The organism is Metalysinibacillus jejuensis, assembly GCF_003057615.1.
In the GTDB taxonomy this organism is placed as follows: domain Bacteria; phylum Bacillota; class Bacilli; order Bacillales_A; family Planococcaceae; genus Metalysinibacillus; species Metalysinibacillus jejuensis.
This window is the reverse complement of record NZ_QAFW01000047.1, coordinates 1-16,766: the sequence shown is the minus strand read 5'-3', so window position 1 is coordinate 16,766 and position 16,766 is coordinate 1. Positions and strand designations below refer to the sequence as shown.

Annotated in this window: 18 protein-coding genes; 13 read left to right on the top strand and 5 right to left on the bottom strand. The window is 40.4% G+C overall.

Annotation, left to right across the window (positions count from 1 at the left end; genetic code table 11):
- Nucleotides 1–221: 221 nt before the first annotated feature.
- Both DDE80_RS11685 and DDE80_RS11680 read right to left on the bottom strand, forming a co-directional pair.
- Nucleotides 222–608, bottom strand: coding sequence for a hypothetical protein (locus DDE80_RS11685; protein WP_108307945.1), 387 nt, complete (start codon nt 606–608; stop codon nt 222–224).
- A gap of 40 nt (nt 609–648) precedes the next feature.
- On the bottom strand, nt 649–849 hold the full coding sequence (locus DDE80_RS11680) for a cold-shock protein (RefSeq protein ID WP_108307943.1): 201 nt from the start codon (nt 847–849) through the stop codon (nt 649–651).
- Nucleotides 850–987: 138 nt separating this feature from the next.
- Between DDE80_RS11680 and DDE80_RS11675 the strand changes: the two genes are divergently transcribed.
- Nucleotides 988–2,667, top strand: a complete 1,680-nt coding sequence (locus DDE80_RS11675) for a formate--tetrahydrofolate ligase (protein ID WP_108307941.1) — start codon at nt 988–990, stop codon at nt 2,665–2,667.
- The gene (locus DDE80_RS11670) at nt 2,667–3,170 is read left to right on the top strand and encodes a hypothetical protein (protein WP_108307939.1); all 504 of its coding nucleotides are present in this window, start codon (nt 2,667–2,669) and stop codon (nt 3,168–3,170) included. Before DDE80_RS11675 ends, DDE80_RS11670 begins: the two co-directional genes overlap by 1 nt.
- Nucleotides 3,171–3,224: 54 nt before the next feature.
- Here the strand turns inward: DDE80_RS11670 and DDE80_RS11665 are convergent, their stop codons facing one another.
- Complete coding sequence (locus DDE80_RS11665) at nt 3,225–4,409, bottom strand: multidrug effflux MFS transporter (RefSeq protein ID WP_108307938.1); 1,185 nt, start codon at nt 4,407–4,409, stop codon at nt 3,225–3,227.
- Between the two features lie 500 nt (nt 4,410–4,909).
- Here DDE80_RS11665 and DDE80_RS11660 point away from each other — a divergent pair, with 500 nt between their 5' ends.
- From DDE80_RS11660 to DDE80_RS11625, 8 genes are all read left to right on the top strand, one after another.
- Nucleotides 4,910–5,530 carry an HD domain-containing protein gene (locus tag DDE80_RS11660; protein WP_108307936.1) on the top strand — a complete coding sequence of 207 codons (621 nt, stop codon included), beginning with the start codon at nt 4,910–4,912 and terminating at the stop codon, nt 5,528–5,530.
- Complete coding sequence (locus tag DDE80_RS11655; RefSeq protein ID WP_108307934.1) at nt 5,527–7,398, top strand: ABC-F family ATP-binding cassette domain-containing protein; 1,872 nt, start codon at nt 5,527–5,529, stop codon at nt 7,396–7,398. The genes DDE80_RS11660 and DDE80_RS11655 overlap by 4 nt, the downstream gene beginning before the upstream one ends.
- A gap of 12 nt (nt 7,399–7,410) precedes the next feature.
- Entirely contained in the window at nt 7,411–8,517 is a 1,107-nt protein-coding gene (locus DDE80_RS11650) for a conserved virulence factor C family protein (protein ID WP_108307933.1), read from the top strand.
- A 273-nt stretch (nt 8,518–8,790) separates the two neighbouring features.
- On the top strand, nt 8,791–10,137 hold the full coding sequence (gene brnQ / locus DDE80_RS11645) for a branched-chain amino acid transport system II carrier protein (RefSeq protein WP_108307931.1): 1,347 nt from the start codon (nt 8,791–8,793) through the stop codon (nt 10,135–10,137).
- A 63-nt stretch (nt 10,138–10,200) separates the two neighbouring features.
- A complete protein-coding gene (locus tag DDE80_RS11640; protein ID WP_108307929.1) occupies nt 10,201–10,689 on the top strand; it encodes a YehS family protein in 489 nt (162 codons plus the stop codon).
- Nucleotides 10,690–11,224: 535 nt separating this feature from the next.
- Nucleotides 11,225–11,767 (top strand): hypothetical protein, encoded by a 543-nt coding sequence (locus DDE80_RS11635; RefSeq protein WP_108307928.1) that lies wholly within the window; start codon nt 11,225–11,227, stop codon nt 11,765–11,767.
- Between the two features lie 30 nt (nt 11,768–11,797).
- Complete coding sequence (locus DDE80_RS11630) at nt 11,798–12,274, top strand: nucleoside 2-deoxyribosyltransferase (RefSeq protein WP_108307926.1); 477 nt, start codon at nt 11,798–11,800, stop codon at nt 12,272–12,274.
- 10 nt (nt 12,275–12,284) lie between these two features.
- Nucleotides 12,285–12,821 carry a hypothetical protein gene (locus DDE80_RS11625; RefSeq protein ID WP_108307925.1) on the top strand — a complete coding sequence of 179 codons (537 nt, stop codon included), beginning with the start codon at nt 12,285–12,287 and terminating at the stop codon, nt 12,819–12,821.
- A 58-nt stretch (nt 12,822–12,879) separates the two neighbouring features.
- Here DDE80_RS11625 and serC read toward each other — a convergent pair whose 3' ends face one another.
- Nucleotides 12,880–13,962, bottom strand: coding sequence for a 3-phosphoserine/phosphohydroxythreonine transaminase (gene serC, locus DDE80_RS11620; protein ID WP_108307924.1), 1,083 nt, complete (start codon nt 13,960–13,962; stop codon nt 12,880–12,882).
- Nucleotides 13,963–14,384: 422 nt separating this feature from the next.
- Between serC and DDE80_RS15160 the strand changes: the two genes are divergently transcribed.
- The 3 genes from DDE80_RS15160 to DDE80_RS11610 are packed head-to-tail and all read left to right on the top strand — an operon-like array spanning nt 14,385 to nt 15,295.
- Entirely contained in the window at nt 14,385–14,537 is a 153-nt protein-coding gene (locus DDE80_RS15160) for a hypothetical protein (protein ID WP_161952324.1), read from the top strand.
- 36 nt (nt 14,538–14,573) lie between these two features.
- Complete coding sequence (locus DDE80_RS11615) at nt 14,574–15,104, top strand: GrpB family protein (protein ID WP_161952323.1); 531 nt, start codon at nt 14,574–14,576, stop codon at nt 15,102–15,104.
- Nucleotides 15,101–15,295: a hypothetical protein gene (locus DDE80_RS11610; protein ID WP_108307921.1), complete on the top strand. Its 195-nt coding sequence runs from the start codon at nt 15,101–15,103 to the stop codon at nt 15,293–15,295. Before DDE80_RS11615 ends, DDE80_RS11610 begins: the two co-directional genes overlap by 4 nt.
- Nucleotides 15,296–15,354: 59 nt before the next feature.
- On the opposite strand, the gene DDE80_RS11605 is transcribed toward DDE80_RS11610, so the two are convergent.
- Nucleotides 15,355–16,566 (bottom strand): alanine/glycine:cation symporter family protein, encoded by a 1,212-nt coding sequence (locus DDE80_RS11605; protein ID WP_108307920.1) that lies wholly within the window; start codon nt 16,564–16,566, stop codon nt 15,355–15,357.
- Nucleotides 16,567–16,766: the final 200 nt, after the last annotated feature.

Here is a 16,766-nt window from a genome sequence, read left to right as displayed (position 1 = left end):
AGCGAAAACTCCTATCGTGGTTTGTCTCATCAACAATTACGATACACGAGTTTTCGCTTTTATTCTATACACTATTGGAAAATTAAGGTCTTATTAGTAAGTCAACCCCAACTTATGGTGATGAGCCAAATTTCACCTCTATTTCCATAATATATTTAATTTAGGTAATTGTACATAGTAAAAAAACTCATAACCAACATCGTTATTGGCTATGAGTCTTATTATTTTGCTTTTAGCGTAAAAAGGTGATCGGCGTCATCATAATATAAATTAACAGTAATAGTGTCGTCTTCTTGTAAAATTGCACAATCGTCACAGCTAAAGAAGTCGCTTTGCTTAATGGTACCAACAACAGACAGCGGCTGTTCGTAATCAAATGTACCTTGAGGCGTAGTGATTGTGTAACGAATCATTTTTTCTTTCATATCATCGAGGTGTTCACCCTCGTATTTTAGTTCGAATATGTACGTCTTAGTAGCGCTAGCGCTTTGCTTAGCCGTTAAGTTGATTTTCCAGTCTTGTTCAACGGCGCGAAACGTATGTGTATTTGATGAGCAAGCTGCAAGTAGTATAGTTAGCAATACGAGCAACATCGTAATTTTTTTCACCCTCGTCATCCTTTCAATAAAAAACGCACGAAACTGTGCGTTAGTTTTTTACCACATTTGTAGCTTGTGGACCTCTATTACCTTCTACGACGTCGTAGGTAACACGATCGCCTTCCTCTAAAACGCGAAAACCATCTGCTTGAATAGCTGTGAAGTGAACAAAAACATCATCGCCGTTACTACCTTCGATAAAACCATAACCTTTGTCACTATTAAACCATTTTACAACGCCTTGGTACATATAAAGTCCCCCTTTTATCAAGTTGTTAGTCAAACATGCTAACACCTCAAAGTATAGCATGCACCTACGTAAAGTAATAGCGAAAAATGTATGAATATTCTATAATGAATATATTATACAAGAAGGAAGGTTTCATCTATGACAACACATTCAAAACCAGCAACGGATTTAGAGATTGCCATGCAAGCCGAGCTTCAACCAATTACGCAAATTGCTGAGAAAGCGGGCATACCCATTGATGCGCTCGAACAATATGGTAAATATAAGGCGAAAATTGACCCTAACCAAATCACAGCTGTCGGCGAGGATGCAAAGGTAATTTTAGTTACAGCGATTAGTCCAACGCCAGCAGGTGAAGGTAAATCAACGGTAACTGTAGGACTTGCAGACGCTTTACATAAATTAAATCAAAATGTCATGGTTGCATTACGTGAGCCATCACTTGGTCCTGTAATGGGCATTAAGGGCGGAGCAGCAGGCGGCGGTCACGCCCAAGTTGTGCCGATGGAAGATATCAATTTACATTTCACAGGGGATTTACATGCGATTTCAACCGCTAATAATGCACTAGCAGCAATTATTGATAACCATATCCATCAGGGCAATGCACTTAACATTGACCCAAGACGTATTATTTGGAAGCGTGTAATGGACTTAAATGATCGTGCGCTACGTAATATTGTTGTTGGTTTAGGTGGGCCAGTGCAAGGCATGCCACGTGAAGATGGCTTTGATATTACGGTAGCCTCAGAAATTATGGCGGTATTTTGCTTAGCAACAAGCATTGAAGATTTACAAGAGCGCTTAGCGAGCATTGTGATTGGCTATACGTATGCACGCGAGCCGATTTTTGTACGTGACTTGCAAGTAGAAGGTGCATTAACGCTATTATTAAAAGAAGCATTTAAACCAAACTTAGTACAAACATTAGAAGGTACACCTGCACTTATTCATGGCGGGCCTTTTGCTAATATTGCGCATGGCTGTAACTCGATTATGGCCACGCAAACGGCACGTAAGTTGGCTGATATCGTTGTGACGGAAGCGGGCTTTGGCTCGGATTTAGGCGCGGAGAAGTTTATGAATATTAAAGCACGTCTGGCAAAATTTAAGCCGAGTGCTACGGTTATTGTAGCTACGATTCGTGCGTTAAAAATGCATGGTGGGGTCGCGAAGGATGCTTTAGCACAGGAAAATGTTAGCGCATTACAAGCAGGTATGGCCAATTTAGCGAAACACGTAGACATTACGCGTCAATTTGGTGTAGAGCCTATTATTGCATTAAATCGTTTTATTACAGATACAACAGCTGAACTTGATGCTGTTGTAAGTTGGTGTAAGGCAGAAGGTATTCGTGTAGCGCTGACCAATGTTTGGGAACAAGGTGGCGAGGGTGGCATAGCGCTTGCTAAACAAGTACTTGAGGTGCTTGAGCAAGATAATGACTTCCACGTGCTATATGACGTAATGGCTTCAATCGAAGAAAAAACACGTACGATTGTGCAAAAAGTGTACGGTGGTGCAGATGTACAATTTACAGACAGCGCTAAAAAACAAATGGCGCAAATCGAAAAATTTGGTTGGGACATCTTACCGATTTGCATGGCTAAAACACAATATTCATTATCTGATCAACCAAAATTACTCGGTCGTCCAGAAGGCTTTACGATTACGATTCGTGACATTATCCCGAAATTAGGCGCTGGTTTTTTAGTATGTTTAACAGGTGATATTTTAACGATGCCAGGTTTACCTAAACAACCAGCAGCGTTAAATATGGGCGTTACAGCTGACGGTAAGGCAAAAGGTTTATTTTAATGATGTTTGTGACCATTGTGATGGTGGTACTTGCGATTATCGTTTTAGTCTTTTCTCAAGGGAGTAAAGAAACGTTTGCCTTTACAACATTTGTGAAAAGTAAGCCGCATGATACATTGCGCGCAGAAATGGAATTATACCGTAAAAAAGTCGCAACGACAGAACAAGATACTAACTGTTTCGTTGGTGCGTTATTACTCGCTTCTTATGATGCACAGTATGCGGATTCACTTGCCGAGCTCTGCCAAAAGCGCTTAACGGGTGAAGTAGAAGCGCGAGATTTTATGGTGGAGCTAGCGCAATTTGTATCAACGACTCACATCTCTATGAAAGACTGGCAATCGGCTTGTCAACATATTGGTGATTACGCTGTACAAAATGGCTTTTCATCTAATGACTTTACGATTGCTACAACGGCTATTATGGCGACAGCTGTTATGACCGCAACCGCTAGTGATGATGTTAGCAGTAGTGATAGCTTTGATGCGGGTGGCGACTTTTAATGATGAACTAAAAAATGCGGGGCGCTGAAAAGCACCTCGCATTTTTATTTTGTCTTACGCACGGCGCAAGGTCATATAATTTAGTGCAGCTAGTGCTGTACAAGCTAAAATAACAAAAGCCATAGGCATTGCGTTAGCTTCGCCCATAATACCGACAAGTGGTGAGGCTAGTCCGCCACCTACAAAAGGTAATAGACCAAGTAGTGCAGATGCACTCCCTGCATTGCTTCCTTGTTCTTGCATAGCTAGTGAAAAAGTGGAGGTGCCTACCATACCAACTGATGACACAACACCAAATAAGCCAAGTAATACAAAGGCAATGTGCAGGTGGAGTACGACAGCAAGCGTCAAAATAAGTGCGCCTGTTAGTGCTAACACGACACCGTATCCAAGTAGTTTGAGTTCAGGGATACGCTCGGATAGGCGACCTGTAAGTTGTGCGGCAATAATAATGCCAATACCGTTTGTCGCAAAGCATAAAGCAAAGCCGAGTTCTGATAACCCATACACATTTTGTAAAACGAAAGGTGAGCCTGCAATATAAGCAAACATCGCGCTCATACCTAGCGCTTGTGCAAAGGCAAGGCGCATAAAATAACTGTCCTTAATGAGCACACCAAAGGTTTTAATCGTTTGAAGCGGGCCACCCATGCTTCGTTTTTCAATAGGAAGTGTTTCTTCTAGAAAAAAGACAACGCCCATAAACACAGCAATACCGATGCCTGCTAAAATATAAAACACCGTATGCCATGTGGTAAATTGTAAAATAAAACCGCCCACGATAGGTGCTAAAATCGGTGCTGCCCCGTTAACTAATGATAGCAGTGCAATAAATTTCGTTAAATCTTTACCACTATACATGTCGCGTGCTGCTGCACGAGCAATGACAGCTCCAGCAGCGCCTGATGCCCCTTGAATAAAGCGCATAGCGATAAGCATCCAAATTGAAGTGGCCATCGCACAAAGGACAGAGGCTCCCGCAAAAATAAGTAAGGTAAAGAATAAGGGCTTACGACGCCCGACCCTATCGCTTAGTGGACCAAAAATTAATTGCCCAGATGCCATACCGATGAGGCAGGCTGTTAGGCTAAGTTGCGCTAGAGATGTTGTTGTATGTAAGTCTGTTGCCACGATAGGCAGTGCAGGTAAGTACATATCCATAGAGAGTGCGCCAAATGCTGTCAGTGAACCAAGTATAATGACAAGCGAGAGTGGCGCACTAAAAGTTTTTTCTGTCATAAATCTCGCCTCCCTTACAAGTTGTATCACACTTTTGTTGAGAATGTCTATCAGTTATTAAGTGAAAACAAAAATAAGCACCGCTTTCATCACTCGAAAGACGGTGCCTATTTTGTGTATTTGAGTGGGGAATTGAAAAGTTGCAAAACAATCTTCCTACTTTCTTTTGAGCAAACACTGTACTACAAAATTGGGATTTTGGTTTCTTATAACAGGTAACAGTCAGTATGCAGGCAGTAGCACCATGCGTTTTGTAACAAAAGGGATGGTGTCGTAACCTTTATACGTAAAAGGGGTAGTTAAGGTTGTGTGCCTAGCGATTTAGCCATCACTCAAATACAACTTTTGCTAGTGACTCACACTAAGAGTTGCAACTTTCTGCTAACTCTTGATCAAATTATAGTATATTCAAAATTATCTGTCAATTGAAAAGTTTGCATTGTTTCGTAAGTGTTTGAAAAATGATAGAATAAAGCCATACTAAAGAGGTGGTAATAATAATGAAGGATTTTTTACAACAAGTAAAGGCAACGTATGCGGCCTTTGATGCAAGCCATGATTTTGATCATATTGAACGCGTTATGCAAAATGCAGAGGCGATTTTACAAACAGAGCCAGCGGCAGATGCGGAGTTAATTCGTTATGCGGTATTATTGCATGATGTGAGTGATAAAAAATATACTGACTCTAAGGAGGCGGAAGATCGCTTAATTGCCATGCTTGTGTTAGATGCGGAGCGCGAGGCGAAGTTGCGCCATATTATCGAAGCGGTTTCTTTTAATGGTGGTAACGAAATTGCAACGACAATGCTAGAGGCAAAAATCGTACGTGATGCCGACCGTTTAGATGCCATTGGGGCAGTGGGTATTGCGCGTACCTTTGCTTTTGGTGGTGCTAAAGGTCGCAAGTTATACGACACTACAGAAGAAGTAAGAGAAAACATGACAGAAGCCGAGTACCGCTCGCGTAACAGCGCAAGTGTTACACACTTCTACGAAAAATTATTAAAGCTAAAAGATTTAATGACAACACCAAAAGGGCAAGAACTAGTAGCTAGTCGTCACGCCTTTATGGAACAATTTTTACAGCAACTACAAATGGAAAGAGACGGTAAAGCATGAGCCATTTAATTGTACAAAACCTAACAAAAACAGTGGGCGATAAAACGCTATTTAAAAATATTGATTTTACGATTTATGAAGGCGAGCGTGCTGGTCTTATTGGCATTAACGGCACAGGTAAATCTACGTTACTGTCGATTATTGCGGGTGATTTGGATGCAGATGACGTAACTTTTGACCATCCAAATAAGTACCGTATTGCTTACTTACCTCAAGAGCCAACCTTTAATGAGGGCGAAACCGTACTGCAAGCTGTATTTGCGAGTGACTCACCTGTACTAGCGCTCAACCGTGATTACGAGGATGCGCTTGTTAAGCTAACCGCCAACCCAACGTCTGAGGCATTGCAGACGGATTTATTCCGTTTACAGCAACGCATGGATACAGAAGGGGCATGGGATGTTAACGCGCTTGCCAAATCTTCATTAACAAAGCTTGGTATTACGACGTTTGATAAACCTGTCACAGAACTATCAGGCGGTCAGCAAAAGCGTGTAGCCCTTGCGAAAGTATTAATTGAACCAGCAGATTTATATTTATTAGATGAGCCAACCAACCATTTAGACGCAGAGTCTACGGCATGGCTACAAGAGATGGTCACGCGCTTAAAAGGTGCCGTCATCTTTATTACCCATGATCGTTACTTTTTGGATGAGGTGGCAACGCATATTTATGAGTTAGCTGACCAAACATTATACCGTCACACAGGTAACTACGGTGATTATTTAGAGGCACGTGCGCTACGTATTGAAATGGAAGCCTCAAGTCAACAAAAGCTACAAAACCGCTACCGCTCCGAATTAAAATGGGTGCGCCGCGGGGCTAAAGCGCGTTCAACAAAACAAAAAGCAAGATTGCAACGCTTTGATGATATTAAAGACAATTTAGTGCGTCAGCCTGACGATGAAGATTTAGATATGAATTTAGCGACTACACGCTTAGGACGCAAAGTATTAGAAGGTGAACACGTTAAAAAAGCTTTTGATGGCCATGTCATTATTCGTGATTTTTCCTTTTTATTAAGTCAAGGCGATCGCATTGGTATCGTCGGCGCAAATGGCGCTGGTAAATCGACACTCCTTAAAATGTTAGCAGGAGAGCTAGACTCAGACGGTGGCGAAGTCATTGTAGGCTCAACGGTAAAGCGCGCGCACTTTAAACAAACGCTACCACCAATGAACGAAAATGAACGGATGATTGAGTATATTCGCGAGGCGTCTAATGATATTACTGACGCAAGTGGTATTCGTTATTCGGCGGCACAAATGCTAGAGCGCTTTTTATTCCCAGCACATGTGCATGGCACAATTATTGGCAAGCTATCAGGCGGAGAGCGCAAGCGTTTGTATTTACTACGCTTATTAATGGAGCAACCTAACGTTTTACTACTTGATGAGCCAACGAATGATTTAGATATTGAGACACTCGGCGTGCTAGAAGATTTTATTGAGCATTTCCCAGGCGTTATTATTACCATCTCCCATGACCGCTTCTTCCTTGATCGTATTGCCAAAAAACTTTGGCATGTCGAAGGTGGCGAGGTGGTAGAGCACCAAATGTTGTACTCGGAATTTTTAGCCCAGCAAACCGCAGCGCCAAAGGTCGAAAAAGCTCCCGTGGTAGTACAAGAAAAACCAAAGCAAGAGCGCAAAAAGTTAACCTTTAAAGAACAAAAAGAGTGGGAAACCATTAGCGCAGATATTGAAGCGGCAGAAACACGCCTAGAAGAAATTGATGCCGAAATGGCTACAGCAGGTACTAACTTTACGTTGTTACAACAGTTAACCGAAGAGCAAACGGCACTAAATGAGCGTTATGAATATTTAATTGAGCGCTGGAGTTATTTAGAAGAAATTGTGAATGGATAAGGAGAGAGTAAGATGAAAATCATTAAAATAGAGCCTACACCAAGTCCTAATTCTATGAAAATTGTAGTCGATCACGAATTACCATTTGGTGAGACATATAATTTTACAAAAACAAATGCGGCAGAAGCAACGGACGAAATTGCCGCACTTTTACAAGTCGAAGGCATTAAAGGTGTATTTCGTGTAGCCGACTTTTTTGCGATTGAGCGCAATGCTAAATTTACGTGGGAAGCGGTATTAAAAGATGTACGTGCGGTTTTTGGTGAAGCAACAGAAGATGTCACGAAGCATGTAAGCGATACGTTTGGGGAAGTGTATGTGCATGTACAAACGTACAAAAATATTCCACTGCAAGTTAAAGCTTTTTCTCAAGACGAAGAAAAACGCGTAGCGATGCCTGAACGTTTTGTGCAAGCATTTGAGGCAACTATTGCTGATGAAGACGACGAAAACTATATTTTCTTACGTAAATGGCTCAATTATGGGGTCCGTTACGGCGATTTATTACAAGTTGCACAAGAAGTTGCGAAAGAACTTGATTTAACAATGACAGATGATAAATTAACAGCATTGCAGCAGGCAGCACTGGCTAAGCAAGAGCCACTACCAACGCGTAAAATGCCTCTTGATTTTGAAACATTTACGAAAGCGAGTTCAGAGGAGCGTTTTGTAATGCTAGATACGATGAGTGATCCCACTGTAGCCGATTTACCAACACTTGCAGTAGCCTTGCAAGACGAAAAAATGAGTGTACGTCGCCTTGCAACAGTTTACCTAGGCATGGTAGAAGACGAAGCGGTTGTCCCTCATATTATAAAAGCACTACATGATAAAAGTGCAGCTGTAAGACGTACAGCTGGTGACTGTGTGAGTGACCTTGGCTTTGCGGCTTTTGAGCCAAGCATGATGGAAGCGCTGCAAGATAAAAATAAATTAGTGCGCTGGCGAGCAGCCATGTTCTTGTTTGAGACAGGTACTGAGCAGGCATTACCTGCACTGCGCGCGGCACTAGATGATAAAGAGTTTGAAGTTAAGTTACAAGTTGAGATGGCAATTGCCCGCATTGAAGGCGGGGAAGAGGCGCAAGGTTCAGTTTGGAAACAGATGATGGAGCGTTAATTACGAGGGTGCCCTATGTTACTTAGGGCATCTTTTTGTTATTTATGTATAATAAAAACTCGTTAATACGCGAATAATATTCGATTATGTCGAATCTTTGTTTGACAACGGATACATTAGCGTGTATTGTACTAAACATGAGTATTTTGAACAAACTTTTCATTCGGAATTATCTGACAACTAAGGTGGTTGCTTATTATCGCTACGATAATAAAGTTGCGCCTAAGTGTTTCAATATTCTGAAAATTCAAGTAGAGTGTAAGGAGTTTTACAATGAATAATTTTTGGCAGTTTAGTAAGGAGAACATCGCAGTAGGTTTATTTTTATTTGCCCTATTTTTAGGTGCAGGTAACATCATCGGGCCGCCGTTACTCGGGCAACAGGCGGGAGACCATATTACACTTGCCATGATCGGTTTCTTAATTACGGGTGTAGGTTTACCCCTAATTGCGATTATCGCAGCAGCGCGTGCAGGAGGCGATTTATATACGCTATCGAGCCGTGTACATCCAATGTATGGTTTAATTTTTACGTCTGTAATTTATTTAACGATTGGGCCATTATTTGCGACGCCGCGTGTTGCTACCGTATCTTATGAAATTGGTGTAGTGCCCTTTTTAGAATATTTACCAGCGAGTGTACTAGAAAGCTGGGTACCGCTTTTTTTAACATCACTAGTGTTCTTTGCAATTGTACTTTATTTAGCACTTAATCCTACTAAAATGGTTGACCGCATTGGTAAAGTGTTAACGCCAATCTTATTGTTAATCATTTTAATCTTATTTATTAAAAGTTTAGTAACACCGATGGGCGCACCTGGTGCGGCACAAGGTAAATACATTGACAATCCGTTAACTGAAGGCTTTATTCAGGGATATATTACAATTGACGTATTATCAGCACTTGTATTTGCGATTGTTATTTTACAAACGCTAAAATCACGTGGCATTATGGAGCCTAAACGCCAGATTACAACAATGATCTTCTCAGCTGTTGTAGCAGCAATTGGTTTAGCCTTTGTTTATATTTCACTTGGTTATATTGGGGCAACAAGTGTGGCGGAAATTGGTTACCTTGATAACGGTGGTCAAATTATTCGTCAGGCAACCGCTGTACTATTTGGCGACTTTGGTAAAGTATTACTCGCTGCTACTATCATTTTAGCTTGTTTAACAACAGCTGTGGGCTTAATTGTAGCGAATGCGGAGTTCTTTAACCGCGTATTCCCTAAGCTTTCGTATAAAGGATTAATTTATACATTTACGTTTATTAGCGCTATGTTATCAAATATTGGTTTAACAAAGCTGATTGAAGTAACCGTACCTGTATTATTCTTTATGTATCCATTAGCAATTGTATTAATGCTTGTGTCATTTATTGATCATTATTTCAATGAATCAAGCTTAGTTTATACTTTAACTTTATTGCCAACAGCATTTGTCGCACTGCACGACGCACTGTATTCTGAGACTCGCTCATTTGGTTGGTACACTGATATTGTCTCAGTATTACCGCTATATGAGCATCAATTAGCTTGGGTAGTGCCGGCTTTAGTTGGTTTAGTGATTGGCATCATTCTTTATAACGTACTGCCTAAAAAACAGCATTACGCACAATAAGCTAAAACTCGAGGAGAAACCCCTCGAGTTTTTTGTTATACTAAACATTTAGGAGGTTACGAAATGACAAACAATGATATACTAATTCGTTTACGCTATGCCTTTGATATCAAAGACAGTGATATGGTTACCATTTTTAAATTAGGTGGTAGTACAGTAACGAAAGACGAAGTACAAAATATGTTAATTAAAGTGTATGAGGACGAGGAAGTTCCGGCACAATTTATCGCTTGTAATAATAAGACGTTAGAAGCTTTTTTAAATGGTTTTATTACATTTAAACGCGGTGCACAGCCAGGGAAGCCCGTGCCAGAAGCGACAGGTAAAGAAGCGCCAAACAATATGTTGCTAAAGAAAACTAAGATTGCTTTAGTATTGACGACTGAAGATGTCATTGAGATTTTACATGATGGCGGTATTAATGTTTCAAAAGGTGAACTAGGCGCATTATTACGTAACCCTACACACCGTAATTATAAAGAGTGTGGTGATAGTTTTGCGCGCAATTATTTACGCGGCTTAACAAATCGTTATCGCCATCCAGAAGGCTGATCCATAAAGGGTCAGTTTTTTTGTTGTAGTAGAATAGTAACCGAATAGGGGGGTATTTGTATAAAAAGACAGAATATTTCGTTTTATACCCTGTATTTAGTCTAAAGTTTTAAAAATATGATATTTATAATAGTTCTATATACTCATTGTAAAAAGTTTAGAGTGAATATAATATAGTAGTTGTATGATGAGTAACAAGTAAAAGTGGCATGCTTTGCATGAAAAATAGAGGTTTTAACATTACGAGTAGGGGTATATTGCAGTGTGGGGGTGAACAAAATGGTAACAAATTATACGTACGATGAGTGGTTTCAACCACGTGATAATAAAAAAGGTGAGCGTCGTAAATGAACGTAAAAGCGATGTATGAGTACAGGCAAACTCATGCATCGCTTTTTTTTTGCTTAAAATGTTAAGGAAAAATTAAGAATGTATAAAGAACTTTGTAAGGTTTACACCCTATACTAAAATGAATGAAACCTCTTAGTAGTGAATCACGTACATACGAGAGAGGAAAAAAGTGTAGGTGAAGACGATGAAAAAGATGATTTATATTATTTTAACTGAAACCAAAACATTATTGTCACGTGCTATCGGCCTTTATACGCAACAACAAATGAACCATGCATCTATCGCCTTTGATGCAAGTTTATTTGAGATGTACAGCTTTGGCCGTTTACAATTACATAATCCGTTAAGTGGAGGTTTTTTGCGGGAATGCGCAGAAACAGGTCTCTTTGAAAATGCGCGTTGTCGCATTTATCGCATTGCGGTATCTCCGTATCAGTATCGTAAAATGAAAGAAAAAGTGCGCAATATGCATGCTAATCGCACGCGCTACAAATATAATTTTATCGGTTTATTCGGTGTGATGTTACATCGTGAAGTGAAGCGAGATCACGCCTATTTTTGTTCACAGTTTGTTGCTACTGTACTTAAAAGAGGTGGACTAGAAGTTCACGAAAACCCGGCGTTTATGACACCTGCTTGTTTAACTGAGCTAGCGTATGCCAAACTGATGTATGAAGGAAGCTTAGCGCATTATTTACAGCAAGTACGTATGCCTGTAGAAGCATAAATGGTATACTATTTGCATGAGGTGAAGACAATGAAAGCATATTTAGCGAATGGGTTATTTTCATTAGGTGACCGTTATGTTAATGAAGCATTAGCGCGTCAATTACGAGAGGCATTGCCTGAGCTCGTCTTATATGTGCCGCAAGAAAATCCGGCAATTAATGATAAGTCGGCTTTTGCAGCGAGCGAGGCCATTGCATCGGCGGATCTTGAAGCATTAACAGCGAGTGATGTATTAGTAGCCGTGCTAGACGGCGTAGAAATCGATGCAGGTGTAGCGGCAGAAATCGGAGTATTTTCAACATTTAATCGTCCGATTATCGGTGTTTTTACTGATGTACGTCAGCAAGGTACAACGCATCCTGAAAAATTAGCGATTCTCCAACAAGATCCTACAGAAAATCAATTTGTCTACCGCAATTTATTTGTTATTGGGCTAATTAAACAAAATGGTGTTATCGTATCTTCAATAGAAGAGGCGGTAAAAGCGGTAAAAGCTGTTATATGAGGCGAATGCTGTGAAAATTGCTTGTTTACACGCCCACCACACGAATCAAGTGTATATGGATACGCTTTTCAGTGATATTTATCATGTAGTGAAGCCTCGTATACGGAAAGCTGAAATTTTAGCAACGCTTGAAGCATTAAGTACACAAGCTGATTATGTTTACGTCACATGTACGGACTATATTGCTCAAATTGAGGGCGAGCCCATGCCAAAAAATATAGTGAAAATTGATGCGCCATTTTTTGCGGCATTAGCGGAGCGCAGTGGTATGCAAACGTTAGTATTTACAAATACAGATACTATTTCAGGCACTATTGCGCGTTTACATAAAGCCGGGCGCGCAATCAATTATGAAATTATCATGATCGAAAATGCTTATGAACTATTGTTAAATGGTCAAAAAGAGGCGCATGATGCGCTCGTCATGCAAAAGTTGCGAACTTTAGCGCCGCGTACACTGGCTGTAGCGCAGCTTTCGCTTGTAGACGCAGCAGAAGCGGTAGATGCAAACATTTTACATCCGCTGGCGACATTGCAAATAAATTAACAAAAAAACGCTTGTAACCAACATTTGTTGAGTACAAGCGTTTTTATAATGCAAACGATTATTTATGCTTTGCCATAAATGCTTTCATAAAGTCAGCTAATGCTTGGCAAGCTGCTACTGGTACAGCGTTGTAAGCTGATGCACGGCATCCGCCTACCGAACGGTGACCGTTTAATCCAACAAAGCCAGCTTCAGCTGCTTCAGTAAGGAATTGTTGCTCAAGCGCTTCATCAGCTACGCGGAATGTGATGTTCATTAGAGAGCGGCTATCTTTATCTGCATGACCCGTATAGAAGCCTTCGCTACCGTCAATAACATCATAAATTAATGCTGCTTTCATTTCATTTTGTTGATTTACAGCTTCTAAGCCGCCTTGTTCTTCAATCCACTTTAATACTTCACCAAGCATATAAATACCGAAAGTTGGCGGTGTGTGGTAAAGTGAATTGTTTTTAACATGTGTTGCGTATTGTAATACGGTTGGGTTTTCTGTTTTAGCAGTCGCTAAGAAGTCTTTGCGAATAATAGCTACAGTAACACCAGATGGACCTAAGTTCTTTTGAGCCCCTGCATAAATCATAGCGAATTTAGTAACATCAATAGGTTTAGACATAATATCGCTTGACATGTCTGCGATTAATGGCACGTTAATGTCAGGTGTTGTTTTAAACTGTGTGCCGAAAATAGTATTGTTTGATGTCATGTGCACATAGCGTGTGCCTTCTTCTACGTTAAAAGTAGTTGGAATATTTTTGTAGTGATTATCTTTTGTAGAAGCTACTTCATAAGTTGCACCTACCATTTTAGCTTCTTTAATTGCTTTTTCAGACCATGAGCCTGTCATAATATAGCCGGCTTTTTCACCTTCAGCTAAAAAGTTCATAGGAATCATTGAGAACTGTAAGCTGGCGCCGCCTTGTAAAAATAATACTTCGTAATCAGAAGGGATATTGTATAGTTTGCGCATGCGCTCGATCGCTGCGTTATGAACAGCTTCGTACACTTTACCGCGGTGGCTCATCTCCATGATTGACATGCCACTTTCTTCAAAGTTAAGTAATTGTTGTTGCGCACGTTCTAATACGACAGTTGGTAATGCAGAAGGACCTGCGTTGAAGTTATACGTTGTTTCTCGGTTCATTATTACACCTCATCATGAATTTTGTTTACTACTCTAGTATACCGCATTATTTTACATTTGCGCGTGCTTTTTGGTGAATTGACATAATTTTTTGGCGAAGTAAGAAAGCTGTACGCCTGAGTAAGAAAATTTTTACTGTACGCATGAGAAAAACATAATAACTTTACATGTGTAGGGTTGTACGTAAATTCAAATAAAAATGTACAGTGACAAAGAACAAATAAATGTGAATAAGACTGCGGAAGCGATTTGGTATAAAAGAACCATTTGTTTTTTTGTAGCAATACGAATGAATTAAATCAACTATTGTGAATAGGTCTTTCGTGAGTGATAATAGAAGATGTATGTACTGCATAAAGATAAGTAATTATTTTACAGTTAATTGCAAAGGGTAGTACAACAGGAGAGGTGAGGTGTTCATTATGATAAGCTTACATGAAACTGTATCGACAGCTAAGCGCAAAAAATATATAAAGCAACTAAAGACATTACAGACGGAAGTGGATGAACTGTCAGGAACGCTAAAACGCTTAAAGTCCGATATACAACGCGCATTGCGAGATATACACAAATAATCCAAGTCACGCTATACTAGAGTAGAGGTGATGATTTTGGAGTTAGGGTTAAAAGGTGATGAAATCCGAGTTGTACCGTATGACAACGATTGGCATCAAGCATTTTTAGATGTACAACAGCAATTGCACGAGGCAACAGGTATACCACTGAATCGTATTGCACATATTGGCAGTACAGCGATTCCAACGATTGAGGCAAAACCGATTATTGATTGTATGGTAGGCGTAGATAGTTTGACGCTTGCACCTCAATTTTTTGAAGCTTGTAAAAAAATCGGCTTTTATCAACTACGCGTAAAGCGTGAGCAAGAATTAATTTTGGCACGCTTTGTTGATACGACGTTTGCGGTAAAAACGCATATTATGCACGTAGTAGTATATGAAGGTGAGAAGTGGCAAGCATTTTTAGCATTTCGTGACGCGCTTCGTAGTTCTAGTGAATTACGTGACACGTATGAAGCATTAAAGAAAGAGTATATTGCGCAGTATGATGGTAATATTGTCGGCTATACGGAGCATAAAGAGGCGTTTGTAAAACGTGTCGTAGAGGAAGGGATGTCAAAATGAAATATTTTAGACCACAGATGCAACGACTCGTTAATGAAAATAGAGAATTACACGATCGTTTAAAAGGATTAATGCGAGATATGGATTTACAAAAAAACTACGCATTAAAAGCACTTTATCATAGTGAAGTAGCAGATGGTGGGCGCTATCAGCAAGCTTACCAAGCATTAGATGCAGACTTTATAAAATAACAATAAAAATACGCAGGAAATCAATACATGCTATTGATTTCCTGCGTATTTTATTTTTCTCATTGCTTTAACTTAGTAATGTAGTCTTGAGTAATCGTTTTAACTTCACCGCTTAATAACACTAAAGCAATAATATTAGGTAATACGACAAGTGCCAACATAATATCAAGGAACTGCCAGATGAATTGTAAACCGCCAATAGCGCCAACTACAATTGCCACTAAATAGCTAATTCGTACAATTTTTGCGATAAATGAACCGAATAAATATTCAGCCTGTTTTTCCCCGTAAAATACAATTACACCAATTGTTGATAGTACAAAGAAGAATAAACATACCGTAATAAATGTACCAGCTAAGCCAGAGCCAATAACTTCGGCAAGGGCAACAACTACCATCGTATTCGCTTCGTCAGCAGGGACATTTTGCCACACACCTGATGTTAATACGATGAGTGCTGTCATGGTACACACGACTAATGTGTCGATTGTTACTTCAAACATACCCCATAAGCCTTGCTTAGCAGGGTGGTCCGTTTGTGCAGCGGCATGAGCGATAGAAGCGGTGCCCATACCTGCTTCATTAGAGTACAAACCACGTGCTAAGCCCCAGCGAATGGCCATAGCCACACCAGCGCCGATAAAGCCACCAGCAGCAGGTGCAGGTGCAAATGCAGAGCTAAAGATTAGGGCAAAAGCCTGCGGGATTGCGGTTACGTTAGCAAATAAAATGATAAGCGCTGCACCTAAATACAAAACAACCATAAATGGAATAAATTTTGCGGTCACTGCGCCAACGCGCTTAACACCGCCAATTGTCATTAACGCTACTAAGAAGCAAATGACAAGCCCTGTTACGACAGGCGGTACGTTAAAGGCAACCTCTACGTTTTTAGATAGGGAGTTGGACTGTACCATCGAGCTTGCGCCAATTTCAATCATTAGGAAGAAGGCGAAGAACATAGCCATTGGTTTCCACCCAAGCCCTTTTTCGATGTAGTGCATCGGACCACCGACCCACTCACCTTCTGCGTTTTTTTCGCGGTATTTAACGCCGAGTACAACCTCTGCGTATTTTGTAGCCATACCAATCATCGCTACAACCCACATCCAAAAGACAGCGCCAGGGCCACCAAAAGCAATCGCTACAGGTACGCCGACAATGTTTGCTGCGCCAATCGTTGAAGCAAGTGCAGCTGTTGTTGCTTGAAACGGTGTAATCGAGCCGTCTGCATTTGTCTTTTTAACGGCTTTCCGAAAGAAGTCTCCCATCCTCAAGGAATGTGAAGGTGCGAATAGCACCAATGAGTAGGTGGGAGATGAATTTCGGTTGGCTTTAGCCAACGTTATTTTTCTAAGCCTTTTCGCAATAATTCGAGAATAGTTGCTGTTCTTGTAGACAGTCCGTTTTCTTCTTGGTATTTATCTAATTTCTCGATAATTGATTTAGGCATACGAATTTCTACACGTTC

Excerpts from the sequence above, each read along its gene's own strand:
- DDE80_RS11680 (WP_108307943.1), bottom strand. The coding sequence starts at position 849 with ATGTACCAAGGCGTTGTAAAATGGTTTAATAGTGACAAAGGTTATGGT.
- DDE80_RS11675 (WP_108307941.1), top strand. The coding sequence starts at position 988 with ATGACAACACATTCAAAACCAGCAACGGATTTAGAGATTGCCATGCAA.
- DDE80_RS11670 (WP_108307939.1), top strand. The coding sequence starts at position 2,667 with ATGATGTTTGTGACCATTGTGATGGTGGTACTTGCGATTATCGTTTTA.
- DDE80_RS11665 (WP_108307938.1), bottom strand. The coding sequence starts at position 4,409 with ATGACAGAAAAAACTTTTAGTGCGCCACTCTCGCTTGTCATTATACTT.
- DDE80_RS11660 (WP_108307936.1), top strand. The coding sequence starts at position 4,910 with ATGAAGGATTTTTTACAACAAGTAAAGGCAACGTATGCGGCCTTTGAT.
- DDE80_RS11655 (WP_108307934.1), top strand. The coding sequence starts at position 5,527 with ATGAGCCATTTAATTGTACAAAACCTAACAAAAACAGTGGGCGATAAA.
- DDE80_RS11650 (WP_108307933.1), top strand. The coding sequence starts at position 7,411 with ATGAAAATCATTAAAATAGAGCCTACACCAAGTCCTAATTCTATGAAA.
- brnQ (WP_108307931.1), top strand. The coding sequence starts at position 8,791 with ATGAATAATTTTTGGCAGTTTAGTAAGGAGAACATCGCAGTAGGTTTA.
- DDE80_RS11640 (WP_108307929.1), top strand. The coding sequence starts at position 10,201 with ATGACAAACAATGATATACTAATTCGTTTACGCTATGCCTTTGATATC.
- DDE80_RS11635 (WP_108307928.1), top strand. The coding sequence starts at position 11,225 with ATGAAAAAGATGATTTATATTATTTTAACTGAAACCAAAACATTATTG.
- DDE80_RS11630 (WP_108307926.1), top strand. The coding sequence starts at position 11,798 with ATGAAAGCATATTTAGCGAATGGGTTATTTTCATTAGGTGACCGTTAT.
- serC (WP_108307924.1), bottom strand. The coding sequence starts at position 13,962 with ATGAACCGAGAAACAACGTATAACTTCAACGCAGGTCCTTCTGCATTA.
- DDE80_RS15160 (WP_161952324.1), top strand. The coding sequence starts at position 14,385 with ATGATAAGCTTACATGAAACTGTATCGACAGCTAAGCGCAAAAAATAT.
- DDE80_RS11610 (WP_108307921.1), top strand. The coding sequence starts at position 15,101 with ATGAAATATTTTAGACCACAGATGCAACGACTCGTTAATGAAAATAGA.
- DDE80_RS11605 (WP_108307920.1), bottom strand. The coding sequence starts at position 16,566 with ATGGGAGACTTCTTTCGGAAAGCCGTTAAAAAGACAAATGCAGACGGC.